The organism is Aeromonas veronii, from assembly GCA_041319085.1.
In the GTDB taxonomy this organism is placed as follows: domain Bacteria; phylum Pseudomonadota; class Gammaproteobacteria; order Enterobacterales; family Aeromonadaceae; genus Aeromonas; species Aeromonas veronii_F.
The window spans coordinates 2,647,291-2,660,558 of record CP101033.1 but is presented as its reverse complement, the minus strand read 5'-3'; the positions used below and the strand labels follow the sequence as shown (position 1 = coordinate 2,660,558).

At 59.3% G+C, this 13,268-nt stretch carries 15 protein-coding genes; 4 read left to right on the top strand and 11 right to left on the bottom strand.

Annotated features, from left to right (window positions below; translation table 11 throughout):
• Positions 1-165: 165 nt before the first annotated feature.
• The 4 genes from NMD14_12520 to NMD14_12505 are packed head-to-tail and all read right to left on the bottom strand — an operon-like array spanning position 166 to position 3,957.
• A complete protein-coding gene (locus tag NMD14_12520; protein XEI31607.1) occupies positions 166-1,350 on the bottom strand; it encodes an iron-containing alcohol dehydrogenase in 1,185 nt (394 codons plus the stop codon).
• Between the two features lie 18 nt (positions 1,351-1,368).
• The gene (locus tag NMD14_12515) at positions 1,369-1,899 is read right to left on the bottom strand and encodes a hypothetical protein (GenBank protein XEI31606.1); all 531 of its coding nucleotides are present in this window, start codon (positions 1,897-1,899) and stop codon (positions 1,369-1,371) included.
• Positions 1,868-2,500, bottom strand: a complete 633-nt coding sequence (locus NMD14_12510; GenBank protein XEI31605.1) for a TetR/AcrR family transcriptional regulator — start codon at positions 2,498-2,500, stop codon at positions 1,868-1,870. The genes NMD14_12515 and NMD14_12510 overlap by 32 nt, the downstream gene beginning before the upstream one ends.
• Before the next feature lie 11 nt (positions 2,501-2,511).
• Positions 2,512-3,957, bottom strand: a complete 1,446-nt coding sequence (locus NMD14_12505; GenBank protein XEI31604.1) for a coniferyl aldehyde dehydrogenase — start codon at positions 3,955-3,957, stop codon at positions 2,512-2,514.
• A 212-nt stretch (positions 3,958-4,169) separates the two neighbouring features.
• On the opposite strand from NMD14_12505, the gene NMD14_12500 reads away from it, so the two are divergent.
• On the top strand, positions 4,170-4,463 hold the full coding sequence (locus tag NMD14_12500; protein ID XEI31603.1) for a hypothetical protein: 294 nt from the start codon (positions 4,170-4,172) through the stop codon (positions 4,461-4,463).
• A 427-nt stretch (positions 4,464-4,890) separates the two neighbouring features.
• Here NMD14_12500 and manA read toward each other — a convergent pair whose 3' ends face one another.
• On the bottom strand, positions 4,891-6,090 hold the full coding sequence (gene manA / locus NMD14_12495) for a mannose-6-phosphate isomerase, class I (GenBank protein ID XEI31602.1): 1,200 nt from the start codon (positions 6,088-6,090) through the stop codon (positions 4,891-4,893).
• 129 nt (positions 6,091-6,219) lie between these two features.
• Between manA and NMD14_12490 the strand changes: the two genes are divergently transcribed.
• Positions 6,220-7,095, top strand: a complete 876-nt coding sequence (locus NMD14_12490) for an AraC family transcriptional regulator (GenBank protein XEI31601.1) — start codon at positions 6,220-6,222, stop codon at positions 7,093-7,095.
• Between the two features lie 155 nt (positions 7,096-7,250).
• Positions 7,251-8,504, top strand: a complete 1,254-nt coding sequence (icd, locus tag NMD14_12485; protein XEI31600.1) for an NADP-dependent isocitrate dehydrogenase — start codon at positions 7,251-7,253, stop codon at positions 8,502-8,504.
• A 72-nt stretch (positions 8,505-8,576) separates the two neighbouring features.
• Here icd and NMD14_12480 read toward each other — a convergent pair whose 3' ends face one another.
• From NMD14_12480 to NMD14_12465, 4 genes are all read right to left on the bottom strand, one after another.
• Positions 8,577-8,753 (bottom strand): hypothetical protein, encoded by a 177-nt coding sequence (locus NMD14_12480; protein XEI31599.1) that lies wholly within the window; start codon positions 8,751-8,753, stop codon positions 8,577-8,579.
• Between the two features lie 498 nt (positions 8,754-9,251).
• Positions 9,252-9,428: a hypothetical protein gene (locus NMD14_12475; GenBank protein XEI31598.1), complete on the bottom strand. Its 177-nt coding sequence runs from the start codon at positions 9,426-9,428 to the stop codon at positions 9,252-9,254.
• Positions 9,429-9,738: 310 nt separating this feature from the next.
• Entirely contained in the window at positions 9,739-10,188 is a 450-nt protein-coding gene (locus tag NMD14_12470; GenBank protein XEI31597.1) for an NlpC/P60 family protein, read from the bottom strand.
• 193 nt (positions 10,189-10,381) lie between these two features.
• Positions 10,382-11,290: a hydrogen peroxide-inducible genes activator gene (locus tag NMD14_12465; GenBank protein XEI31596.1), complete on the bottom strand. Its 909-nt coding sequence runs from the start codon at positions 11,288-11,290 to the stop codon at positions 10,382-10,384.
• A 143-nt stretch (positions 11,291-11,433) separates the two neighbouring features.
• On the opposite strand from NMD14_12465, the gene NMD14_12460 reads away from it, so the two are divergent.
• Positions 11,434-12,036, top strand: a complete 603-nt coding sequence (locus NMD14_12460) for a peroxiredoxin C (protein XEI31595.1) — start codon at positions 11,434-11,436, stop codon at positions 12,034-12,036.
• Between the two features lie 474 nt (positions 12,037-12,510).
• Here the strand turns inward: NMD14_12460 and NMD14_12455 are convergent, their stop codons facing one another.
• Positions 12,511-12,759, bottom strand: a complete 249-nt coding sequence (locus NMD14_12455; GenBank protein XEI31594.1) for a GlsB/YeaQ/YmgE family stress response membrane protein — start codon at positions 12,757-12,759, stop codon at positions 12,511-12,513.
• A gap of 253 nt (positions 12,760-13,012) precedes the next feature.
• A complete protein-coding gene (locus NMD14_12450) occupies positions 13,013-13,189 on the bottom strand; it encodes a DUF3606 domain-containing protein (protein XEI31593.1) in 177 nt (58 codons plus the stop codon).
• Positions 13,190-13,268 lie beyond the last annotated feature (79 nt).

Below are 13,268 nucleotides of genomic sequence, written 5' to 3'. Positions count from 1 at the left end.
CCAAGGTATAGAACAGATAATGAGAGCACGTGGCCAATATCATGTGCTTTGGCATGGTGTGACGTGAATATCGCGAGGTAGATCAAGATGCCCGATTGCTAGTCGGGCACCGCGTTAGTGTCAGCCAAGAGTGCTGGCTAAAGAGTGCTGGCAAGGGGGGCAGGATCAGGCCCAGGCCCGCTCCAGCAGGGTAAGTAACTGCTCACGGTCGGCATCCTTGCGATTGAACAGCAGGGCGCCGTCGTTGATCGCCAGATCGCGGATCTCGGTCAGTAGCGAGCGATCGCTCACCCCCGCTTCGCTCATGGTGCGCGGCAGCTTGACCGCCTGCCACAAGGTATCGCGCAGGGTGCGAATGGCGGTGATGGTCGCCTCCGCTCGCAGGTGGGCCGGAGTGGCGGCAAAGCGCTCGGCCCCCACCAGCGGCAACAACAGTCGGACCAGCTCGCTATCCACCTCGGGGCGGTTGTAGTCGAGCACGGTGGGCAAAAAGAGGTTCATGCACAGCCCGTGGGGCAGATGGCAGCGGGCCCCCAGACTGTGACCGAGGGCATGCACCAGCCCCACCATGGAGTTGGAGAAAGCCATGCCAGCCAGCGTTGAGCCTTCCGCCAGTTGCAGCCGCAGCTGTTTGTTCTGGGGATCGTGGATGATTTGCGGCAGGGCGCTGGCGATCTTCTCCACCGCCATCAGAGCCAGCGCATCGCTCACCGGGTTCTTGGCGGTACCGATAAAAGCCTCGATGGCGTGGGTCATGGCGTCCATGGCGGTGGCGGCGGTGATATTGAGGGGTAGCCCCTGGGTCAGGCGCGGGTCGAGCACCGCCAGCTGGGGCAGCAGGAAGGGGGAGGTGAAAGGCACCTTGCGCCCGCTCGCCTCATCCTTGATCACCGCCACCAGCGTCACCTCGGAACCGGTGCCCGCCGTGGTGGGCACCACCGCCAGCGGCTTGAGGGGACGGGTCAGGCAACCGGCGCCCGAGTAGTCGAGCAGATGATCTCCCCCCATGGAAGTGAGAATGTTCACCGCCTTGGCGGTGTCGATCACCGAGCCGCCCCCCAACGCCACCAGACTGTCGCAGTCGAGCTCGCGATAGCGTTTGGCGATCCGCTCTACCACGGCGGTGGAAGAGTCGGCCGGGATCTCGTCCCAGATGGCGGCAACCGGCAGATCCCCCTCGGCCAGCACATTGGCCAGCAGGGTGGCCAGGCCGGTGGCATTGACCCCCTTGTCGGTCAGCAGCAGCGGGCGACGCGCCCCGAGACTGGCCAGCTCGCTGGCCAGCTGCTCCAGCGCCTGTTCACCGGCCAGCAGTTTGACCGGGCAGAAGAAATCGTAATAGCGGCTCATTTCAAGGCTCCTTGCGCGTTAGCCGGTCACCAGACCCAGATAGATGTTGCAGGCCCGGCCGATCTTGTTGGTCGGGGCGGGATAGTGGCGCAGCAGCGGCCGCGCGATAAAGGCGGGCAGGATCAGGGACTGCAACTGCTCAAGCCCCCGCACCAGATGCATGGCAACGGTCAGATCCCCCTCTACCAGCAGCCGGTTTTCACCAAATGCCTGATTGACCCCGAGCCGAAAACTCAGGGCGCGAAAGGCGATATTGGGGTGCTTGAAGCGCACCCGCAGCGGATGGATGGTGGCATGGGGGGCGGCTGGCGCACCGGGATACCAGCGGCCCCCCTGCTTGTGCATGTTCATGGCGTAGCCGATGCCGCCCACTTCGAGGCGAATAGCCAACCCGTCCGGCAACGGCGCCAATTCGCGGCGTACTGCCTCGTCGGTGCGGGCGGCGCGGCAGAGGGTACGACCCACCACCCAGAGCAGTGTGGTGATCCAGAGGTGGCGGCCAAGGGTGGCCGCAGATTCAAACGTCCATGTTGGTATGGAAAGGCGCATGAGGATTGGCTCCTGAGATGGCTGACCAGAACAGGGCGAACGCACTGGCTTGCCAGTAGTCGTCCTCTCCCAGCTCCGGTTGATCGACAAACAGTGATGCGCAGGCGAGGAACTGGCCCTGACACACCTCCAGCAACAGTGGCGCGGGAGCCTGCATCAGCTCGCCGCTGGCCTGCCCCTTTGCCAGCAGGGCAGGCAGAAAGCGCAAGGCATCATTCAGGATCTGGCTGCGGGCCGGTCTGGCCAGCAGCGGAGAGTGAAAGAAACCCAGCACAAATTTGAGCTCATTGGGGTTCGCCTGCATCCACTCCATCGCCAGCTGCCAGTAGTGGCGGGTCTGGTCGTACAGCGGCAGGGTGGGGTCTGCTTCATGGATGGCGCTCCCCATCCGGGTCTTTACATCCTGATAGAGGGCGAGGATCAGCGCCTCTTTGCTCGGAAAGTGGTGGAACAGAGTGCCGTTGGCTACCCCGGCCGCCTTGGCGATACGGGCGGTGGCGGCGCCCTGCAGGCCATCTTCGGCGCAGAGGGCGAGGGCGGCATCCAGGATCTGGCGGCGCTTGTCGGTCATGGCTGGTGGCGGTGGGATGGCTTGGTTCATGGTCATCTCCATCAGCGCAGGAAGAACGCCATCATCAGCTTCTGGATCCAGCTGTGGTAGGGGGGATGGATCAGGGAGCCGGTGGTGAACTTGCCGCGAGTCAGCACCGTTTTCGCCTTGGAGAAGGTGAGGAACCCTTCGTGGCCGTGGTAGTGGCCCATGCCGGAGGCGCCGATGCCGCCAAACGGCACATCGTCGGCGGCCACCTGAAACAGGCTCTCGTTGATTGCCATGCCGCCGGAGTGGGTCTCCCGGGTCACTCGCGCCTGCAGCTCGGGGTCGAAGCTCATCAGATAGAGGGCCAGCGGGCGGGGCCGCTCGGCCACATAAGCGAGCGCCTCCTCCAGGGTGTCGTAGGGGATGAGTGGCAGCAGCGGCCCGAAGATCTCCTGCTGCATTACCTGGCAGTGACCTGGCACCCCGGTCAGCAGGTGGGGCACCAGCAGGCGACGCTGGTCGTCGCGGGCAGGGCTGCCACAGGGGTGGAGCTCGGCGCCCGCCTGTTCGGCTTCATCGAGCCAGCTGACGAGGCGCTGATACTGGCGATCGTTGATGATGGCACCGTAGTCGGCACTATTGAGCCCCTGCGGGTAGAGCTTGCTGAAGTGGCTGCGATAGGCGGCGATAAAGTGCTCCACCTCGCTGCGGGGCAGCAGCACATAGTCAGGGGCAACGCAGATCTGCCCGGCGTTGAGGCTCTTGCCGAAGATCATCCGCTCGACCGCGGTGGCCACCGGCATGTCGGGGGCGATGAGGCAAGGGCTCTTGCCACCCAGCTCAAGGGTGAGGGGGGTGAGCTGGGGCGCGGCGGCGGCCATCACCAGCTTGCCCACCATGGTGGAGCCGGTAAAGAGCAGGTGATCGAACGGCAGCGAGCTGAACGCCGCCGCCATCTGGGCATCCCCTTCGATGATGGCGATTTCGTTTTCGTCAAACACGCTGGTGAGCAGGGTGCGCAGCACGGCATTGGTATGAGGGGTGAACTCGGAGAGTTTCAGCATCGCCCTGTTACCCGCCGCGATGGCGGTGATGAGGGGGCCAAGGCTCAGCATCACTGGAAAGTTCCACGGCACGATAATGCCGACCACTCCGAGCGGCTGGAAGTGCACCTCTACTTTGGCGGGGGCCAGCAGCAGGCCGGTGTGGCGGCGGTGGGGCTGCATCCAGCGTTTGAGCCGCTTCTGGGTGTAGTTGATCTGCATGATGCAGGGCAGCACATCGGCGATCAGGCTGTCGTAGTGGCTGCGCTGACCATAATCTGCCGCTAGCGCCTTGCACAGCTCTCCCTTGTGGGCGAGCAACGCCTGTTTGAGTTTGGTCAGCTGCGCCCGGCGCTCGGCCAGGGTAGGCATGGGGTGAGCCAGACTCGCCCGCTTGAGCCGTGCCAGCTGATCCGGCAGGGACAATTTGATGGCGAGGATATCCTCAGGAGTGTGTTGAAGCTGCGCCGCACCCATGTTGTTCTCCGCATGAAAAATAACCGACTGATTAGTCGGTCTGAATTTAACTGTTTGTTACCGGAATGTAAAGCTGGCAAGCTGTCTGCCGCTTACCGCGAGCTGGACGCAAGAGAGAACTGTGTGCCTCCCCACATTTTTGTGGTTTGCTCGTTGGTGGCTTATCCAATAAGGGGTAGTTTTTGGCTATTAACCTACACGGAGAGAGCACTATGACCAGGGAACTGAACAGCTTGTTGGCCCGGCTTGAAGATGTGGTTGAGCGGATGCCGGATTGCTTCAACACCTATGAGTTTGCCCAGAAGCTGGCGCTGCAATATCAGCCGGAATTCTTTGCCGCGGGGCACTCTCTGGCCGAGCACGAGGGCAAGGTACTGAGGGTGCTGCACCAGAAGATCGCCGAAGCGCTGGCGGGCAGCGAGATGGTGATTGAAGGGGCGCTGCTCCCCTGCGTCACCCCCTGGGGGGAGAAGGCGACCTCACCGCGCTGGCACCGCAAACACTGAGGATCCGGTCAGGCAGATCTGTGCCAGACAGCAGATAACGAACAACGATAAAGGGCGCGGTGCTGGCAACAGGGCCGCGCCGTTTTTTGTGCAAGTTGTCGCCAGCAGCGTGTCGTTGCCGGGAGCAAAGGCCCGCTCTGTGATCCCATACCGGGATACGGGGACAACGCCCGGTCTTTCCCTCAGTGACGCTCTCCCGGTGTGATAAAGCCTATTTGGCTTTGGCTATGCTCCTTGTGGTACCAGGCTATACATTGTGCAACCTACGTCCTGGCGGCCGCCAAGTAAGGGGGAGATCACGCTGCGGGTCAGGTCAACCGTATCGTTCACCGGAGCAAGGTTCGAGGGATGAGAGGGGAGCAATAACCAGGGCCATCATTGCTGGCCCTGGTGCATGTTCGGATGGGCGTCACTCGGGATGTGCCCGTTAGCAGCGATTGCCTGCGCGGGCGACCCGTCCTTCGGCCAGCAGTTGATAACTGCCGGTCGCCGCAGGAATAAAGGCAGATTGCCCCTTTTCCAGACGCAGTGACTGTTCGCCTTGCTTGAGGGTCACGGTGCCATCGATGGCAAACAGGATCTCGGCGCTGGTAGTGGTGAGCTGATGCTCGCCAGCCGGATAGACGCTGAAGGTGAAGTCAGGTACCGGTACGTCGAAGTGCTGTACTGAGCCTTCCATGCGGGGGCTGAGCAGGATCTGGTCGTCCGGTTTGGGCAAGCAGCGGGTGCAGTCCAGCAGCTCTGCCACGTCGATATATTTGGGGGTGAGACCGGCGCGCAGCACGTTGTCGGAGTTGGCCATGATCTCAAGACCCGTGCCGCGCACATAAGCGTGCGGGGTGCAGGCATCGAGGAACATCGCCTGACCGGGCTGGAGGGTCACTACGTTCAGCAGCAGCGGCGAGAAGAGTCCCACATCTCCCGGGTACTGGACCGCCAGACTGGTGATCAGCGCAAAGGTCTCCTCATCCTGATGGTTGGCGGCATAGGTTAGCAGCCCGGCCAGCACCTCCCCCTTGCGCGTCCCTTCCAGTACCAGCAGCTGGTGGAAGAAGTGTTGCAGGCCCGCTTCATCCTGTGACTGGCGCAGCGCCGCGGTCAGGTCGGCCAGTGCAGGCAGCGCCATGCGATCGAACAGGGCCAGGATGGCCGGGATGGTGCGAAAGCCGTTCATCGCCTGATAGGGGGTGAGGGCAAAGACCAGCTCGGGCTTGTGGTTGGGATCCTTGTAGTTGCGATTGCTTGCTTTGATATCGATGCCAGCCGCCTCTTCTTTGGCAAAGCCCGCTTCGGCCTGAGCCTTGCTCGGGTGCACCTGAATGGAGAGGGCCTGCTTGGCACACAGTACCTTGAACAGGAACGGCAGGCTGCCAAAACGGGTGAGGGTGGCATCACCCAGCGCAGCAGCAGGGGCTGCGTCGATCAGAGTCGAGAGCTTCTGCGCACTCCCTGACAGCGTGACTTCAGAGCAGCCGTTGGGGTGAGCCCCCATCCACAACTCGGCCTGGGGTTTGCCTTGCGGATTGGGGATACCAAACAGGGTGGTCAGAGAGTCATGGCTTCCCCATTCGTAGCCTTGAATCGGGTTTTGCATCAACAGAAAGGAGGGCAGATCGCGACTGCTCATAAGGGATGCCTCATTTAGTTTGAAGAAAATCGGGTGAAGAAAAGGGTGGAATTGTGAGTCCGTGCCGGACTATAACATGGGCCTTTGCGCGCGCCGCAACCGCTTGCCTCTCTCTTGATCAGGATCACCATGAGTATCATCTTCAACCAACTGCTCGACGGCGCACTGAGTGAACAGGTTCCATTTGACCAAATCTGGTTTGCCAGTGAACAGGGGGTGCCCCCCGGTTTCAGCTATCAGGTCAACTTTCCCCGCCTCGAGCTGGTCTTTAGCGGTGAGTACCGCAACCAGATTTGGGACAGGGAGCGAGGTTGCAAGGAGATCTGCGTGCTGCCGGGACAGGCGCTCTATATCCCCCCCAACGGCTGGAACAAGCCGCTCTGGACCACCGACTGTTCGGTGTTGAGCCTGCTGTTCGGTAAACGTCAACTGGGTTTCAGCCTAGTGAGCAAGCGGCGGGAGGACCCCGATTTCTTTGACGTACAAAAGCACAGCATCATGGCCCGTGCCGGCCATGTAAACGAACATATACTGGCGGCGCTCAACGTGCTGACCGAGGATCCCGCTCGCTCCCCCACCGATGATCATCTGCTACAGGCGTTGCTGGTGAGTACCCGTCAGCTGTTGCTGGAGTCTGCTGCGGATCGGCCACGAGGGGCCGCTCTTTTTCACGGGATCTGCATCTATATCCAGGAGAACTTTCACCGCCCCATCAGCCGGGATTCGATAGCCCATCGCTTCAACGTCTCGGCCAGCCACCTGTCGCACCTGTTTCGCGAACAGGGCCATATGCGCCTGGCCGATTACATCAGCTGGGTACGGATCGATCGGGCCAAATTCATGCTGAAAAAGTACCGCTTCCGCCTTGAAGAGGTGGCGAGCCGCTGCGGTTACAGCGACGTGAACTACTTCTGCCGGGTGTTCAAACAGAAGACCGGCTTGACCCCTTCCCAGTACCGCTCCCTGAGCCAGCCGCAGGCCGTGGCCGGCGAGTTGGAGGGATAACGGGTCGGTGTCGACGGGTGTTATGACAACGCACTGACGGGGGGGGACCTCTTTGGTCTGACATGCTTGCTCGCCATTTTATTATGAAAATGAATGGGCTAAGATGGCCGCGCGCAACAAACAAGTTGATAACAAACGGAAGTTAGGAGATGCCGATGGAAAGCAAAGTAGTAATCCCGACCCTGGGTCAGAAAATCACAGTCGATGCCAACGGCAAGCTGCAGGTTCCCAACCATCCGATCATTCCGTTTATCGAAGGGGATGGCATCGGTGTTGACGTAACCCCGGCCATGTTGAATGTGGTGAACGCCGCGGTCGAGAAAGCCTACAAGGGCGAGCGTAAAATCGCCTGGATGGAGATCTATACCGGCGAGAAGTCGACTCATGTTTATGGCGAAGGTGCCTGGCTGCCGGCCGAAACCCTGGATTTCATTCGTGAATATTGCGTGGCAATCAAGGGCCCGCTGACCACGCCGGTCGGCGGCGGTATTCGCTCCCTCAACGTAGCCCTGCGTCAGGAGCTGGATCTCTACATCTGCCTGCGTCCGGTCCGGTACTACGAGGGGACCCCGAGCCCGGTCAAACGTCCGGATCTGACCGATATGGTGATCTTCCGCGAGAACGCCGAAGACATCTACGCCGGTATCGAGTGGAAGGCCGACAGCGCCGAAGCGAACAAGGTGATCGCTTTCCTGCAAAACGAGATGGGCGTGAAGAAAATTCGCTTCCCCGAGTCCTGCGGTATCGGCATCAAGCCGATGTCCAAAGCCGGTACCGAGCGTCTGGTGCGTGCCGCCATCGAGTATGCCATCGACAACGATCGCGACTCCGTGACCCTGGTGCACAAGGGCAATATCATGAAGTTCACCGAAGGTGCCTTCAAGGATTGGGGTTATGCTCTGGCCCAGAACGAGTACGGTGCCCAGCTGATCGATGGCGGCCCCTGGTGCTCCTTCAAGAACCCGAAAACCGGCAAGACCATCGTCATCAAGGATGTCATCGCCGACGCCTTCCTGCAGCAGATCCTGCTGCGTCCGGCCGAGTATGACGTCATCGCCTGTATGAACCTCAACGGCGACTACATCTCCGACGCGCTGGCCGCTCAGGTTGGCGGTATCGGTATCGCGCCGGGTGCCAATATCGGTGATGGCGTGGCTCTGTTCGAAGCGACCCATGGTACTGCACCGAAATATGCCGGTCAGGACAAGGTCAACCCGGGCTCCCTCATCCTCTCCGCCGAGATGATGCTGCGCCACATGGGGTGGGTTGAAGCGGCCGATCTCATCATCAAGGGGATGGAAGCGGCTATCGCCAACAAGACCGTCACCTATGACTTCGAGCGTCTGATGGAAGGGGCCACCCTGCGCTCCTGCTCCCAGTTTGCTCAGGACATGATCGACCAGATGTAATCTGCTGCTTGCCAGAAACGCAAAACCGGCGCCATGTGCGCCGGTTTTTTTATCGCGAAAGAGTGAAGGGGCTTATTGCGCCTGCTCTACGTGTTGCTGATAGCGTTGCTGCCATTTGCTGGTTTCTGCTTCATCACCCTGTGCCTTCCAGAAGGCGCAAATGGTGTTGGCAAGCTCCGAAGCCATCGCGTGATCTCCGTCACGGCGACTCATCAGATAATCACCCAGCCAGCCTTGATATTGTTTCATTACCCGATCTCCTTATCTCATGTGCCCTTGATGGTGTCCTCTCTGATGGGAACCGGATGGCTCGCCATGAGGGATGACATCACCAAGCATGATGGTGCAAAGTCACGACCCGGGCAGAATGCCCGATGGGCAATCTGGCGGCGAACGTGACGCGAGATGTCAAAAAACGAGCGCCATTTTAGCACAAACTGACCAACTAGGGGAAATTGTCGCCACGGATTGTAACAGATCAGCCCCATCCCCTTGTTCCCGAAACAGAAAACCCGCCGTGATGCGGGGGAGGGGGCGGTTAAATGCGCTGTAACAGCGGGCTCGACAAGCTCAAATTAGGGGCGTGGGGTATGTATTCAGGCGCTGATGGTTGATGGGAGGTAGACAAAAGAGGGGGAAGGTTAACCAGATACTGGTTATGCGGGAGTGATGTGTGTGGAGCAGAGCAGAATTGGTCCCGGCCTTGCTGCCAACACCGGAAGGCTGGCAGCAAGGGATCTGTCGGGATCAGGTGGTCTTTTCCAGATGGTTCTGGTAGATCTGCTGCCACTTGTCCAATTCGTTTTCATCACCCTGTTGCTGCCAGAACTCACAGATGGAACTCGCCATCTCGCATGCCATGGCGTGGTCACCGTCACGGCGACTCATCAGGTATTGCCCCAACCAGCTTTGATACTGCTTCATTGCACGATCTCCTTATCCATTTAACCCTTGATACTGCTGCTGTGGGCCACCCATCCGGCAGTGTTGCGCCACAGTCCACTTTCGCCGCGCGCCGCTTGTTATCGCCTCACTTGTTGTCAATCAAGACAGATAGCGTATGAAAAAAGGGCGAAAGTGTTAAAAATTGGCCACCACCTTATCACAAAATGGTGCGAAATGCAGGCTTTGGGGTCAATTGAGTTATAAAAATAGGCAGTGTGCCCCGACATGACGACAGGGGAGATGTAAGGAAGCGGTTCGTGACGTATGCCGCGAGCAGATGTGTGACCCGTTATTGGGTCACCCGCCGCGCCTGCCAGTAGCGGCTGTTCCAGTAGACGTTGTCGAGGCGGGAGCGGATCACCCCCTTGCTGGTGGAGGCGTGGATAAACTCGCCGGCACCGGTATAAACCCCCACATGGTACTGTTGCCAGCCGGTCTTGAAGAAGACCAGATCCCCGTGTCGCAGCCGGTAGCGATCGACCGGTTTGCCGATGCTGGCCTGGGATTCGGTGGTTCTGGGCAGTTTGAAGCCCAGCACCTGGCTGTAGGCAAGCTGGGTGAAGGCGGAGCAGTCGAGGCCTGCGCGGCCGGCGCCACCCATCCGGTAAGGGACACCGCGCCACTGCTGGTAGAAACTGTCAAACGCACTGCTTTGCCGAGGTGCGGGAGACGGCGTTGGTGTGCTGGAGCAGGCGGCCAGCAGCAGAGGCAGCAGGGATAGCAGCAGCTTGCGGTACATAGGGCTCTCTTCACGGGCGTTTGTTATCAAACGAAATAGTTACTGTGTGTCACATCCTGTCAAACCGTCATGCCAACAGGTGTCTATGCGACAACTTTTCCATCATAAACAGGGCGCTGGCTCCATACCTAGCCCCGAGAGGAAAAAATGCAGTGTGGAATGAAAAACACCAACAGAGGGCTGGCGTTTGTAATCATGGCGTGGGGGTGATCAGCGGTTTGAGCAGCTCGGCCAGCTTGTAGAAGGTTTGCACCCGGGTGGTGCTAGGTCGCCATACCAGCCCGATCTCGCGATAGGATTTCTCACCCGGCAACGGGATGGCCACCAGATCGGAGTTGGCGAGGATGCCTGCATCGATGGCCATCTGTGGCAGGAAGGTGGTACCAAGACCGGCCTCCACCATCTGCACCAGGGTGTGCAGGCTGGTGGCGGCGAACGGGTTGATCTTGCTCTTGTCCCGCAGCCGGCAGGCGCTCACCGCGTGTTCGGTGAGGCAGTGCTCCCGTTCCAGCAGGAAGATGCTCTGGTTGGGCAGCTCCTTGTAGTCGAACGGGGTGTGCAGGCCGGCCGCCATACTGGCGGGCATCACCATGTGGAAGGGATCCTGGCCGACGGTCTTGCAGTGAAAACCACCGATCTCGATGGGCAGGGCAAGGATCAGCAGATCGAGCTGACCCTGCTCCAGTTGCTTGAGCAGATTGCTGGTGGTGTCTTCCCGCAGCAACAATTCGAGGTCAGGATAGGATTTGCTGCACTCTTTCAGCAATTTGCTGAGTAGGAAGGGCGCGATGGTGGGAATGCAGCCCAGACGCACGGTCCCCTGCATCACGCCGCCCTGATGTTGACCGAGCTCTATCAGATCCCGCGCGTCGGAGAGCAAATTGCGAGCGCGCTCGACGATTTCCATGCCGACCGGGGTCATAATGAAGCTCTTGTGGTCCCGCTCGACCAGTTGCAGGTTCATCATGTCCTCCAGCGTCTGGATCCCGGTACTCAGGGTCGACTGGCTGACATGACAGGCCTTGGCGGCGCGGTTGAAGTTCTTGTGCTCATCGAGAGCGACCAGATATTGCAGCTGTTTGAGGCTGGGCCAACGTTGCATAGAAAAAAACCGATTGATGCTATCTATTTGATTTAACTAATCTACCACCGGGCCTATAGTTTGTCGCTTGAATTAGATGGACTTGGCTCTAGGTAGCCCAATCCAGACCGGATTGTTCACTTCACTTCAAAGAGGAATTGAATATGGTATTGGTAGGCCGTCCCGCACCCGATTTTACCGCCGCAGCTGTTCTGGGTAATGGCGAGATCGTTGATTCATTCAACCTGTCATCCCACATCAAAGGCAAAGCTGCCGTTGTCTTCTTCTATCCGCTCGATTTCACCTTCGTCTGCCCGTCCGAGCTGATTGCCTTCGATCACCGCTATGAAGAGTTCCAGATGCGTGGCGTGGAAGTGATCGGTGTTTCCATCGATTCCCAGTTCTCCCACAATGCCTGGCGCAACACCAAGGTGGAAGATGGCGGCATCGGTCAGGTCAAGTACCCGTTGATCGCCGACGTGAAACACGAAATCTGCAAAGCCTATGACGTTGAGCATCCGGAAGCCGGTGTGGCGTTCCGTGGCTCCTTCCTGATCGACAAGAACGGTGTCGTTCGCCATCAGGTTGTCAACGATCTGCCGCTGGGCCGCAACATCGATGAGATGCTGCGCATGGTCGATGCCCTGCAATTCCACGAAGAGCACGGCGAAGTGTGCCCGGCTCAGTGGGTAAAAGGCAAAACAGGGATGCAAGCTTCTCCGGACGGCGTGGCCAAGTACCTGTCCGAGCATGCTGACTCCCTGTAATCGGGTCGCACTCTGCTTGAAGAACCGGTGCCTTGGCGCCGGTTTTATTTATTATGGTGCGCCGAGTCAGGCGCGTTGCGCGTCAGCGCAACCGGGGTGACGCTGGTGATCACACTTTACCCGAGCCAAACAGCGGATAAACGCGGGCCTGGACGAATGTAGCGCCAGCAGCGGGACGTATAACCGGCGTTGCGCACTCATCTCAAGTGACATGTGTTGAATTTTTAGTCAAAAAAGGCTTATCTGAACGACATGGCCATATCGTGAGACCCTTCTCGGTTTGCTGCGATCCTGCGTGCGGGGTTGCCGCTTTCCCTGTGCTGAAGGGCTCAGGATCCCTGCTCTGGGCGGACTTTCGGGATCTGCGGGTCGGTCTTGTGGGCTGATTTTGCCGCTGGCGAAATAGTCAGGGTGATAAAAAACAGAGGGCACCTCGCGGTGCCCTGTTTATCTACACATAGATGGCGTTGGGGGTCAGCTGCGGATCTTGTTGAAGACAAACAGGACGATAAGTGCGCCCACGGTAGCCAGCGCAATGCTCGGGATATTGAATCCGGTCACTGAGCCCAGCCCCATCAGGGTTCCCACATAGCCGCCAACCATGGCGCCGACAATCCCCAGCAGGGCGGTCATGAAGAAGCCACCGCCGTCGCGACCCGGCATGATCCACTTCGCCAGAATACCCACCAACAGTCCCAATACGATCCAAGTGATAAAGCCCATGGATTAACCCTCTCGTTGTGTTTGAATCCACATTATAGGTAGAGATGCCCGGATGCGAAGGGTCGGACGGCGCTGGTTGGTCACAAGCTGTCGGACGGAAGCCACCGCGCGCCGCGGTTATCCGGTCTGCACAGCTCAGTTGTGATCGGTTTACAGGCGGTATGTGTGCCGCCAAACAGGGGGATGGGCCCTTGCAAAGGCCAAAATGAGAAAAGCCCCGCGAGCGGGGCCTGGTCAGTGACGGGGTGGCGCCTCACTTCTTGAGGTGTTTTCTGATCGCCTTGCCGGAGGTGCCGACTGCTTTGACCGCCCGTTTCAGCTGGACTTCGGTGCACTCGAACATTTTGATCCACTGTTTCATCTCATAGGGATCGTTGACATTGATCTTCTTGGCATCGAACGGGTGAGCGACCGCATTGCTGTCAGGCATACAAACCTCAACTTGTTGAAATAGCTGGCGAGAAAGACGTTTCTGCCTGAGCGCCATCATCCTCTCAATTGGCAAGGGG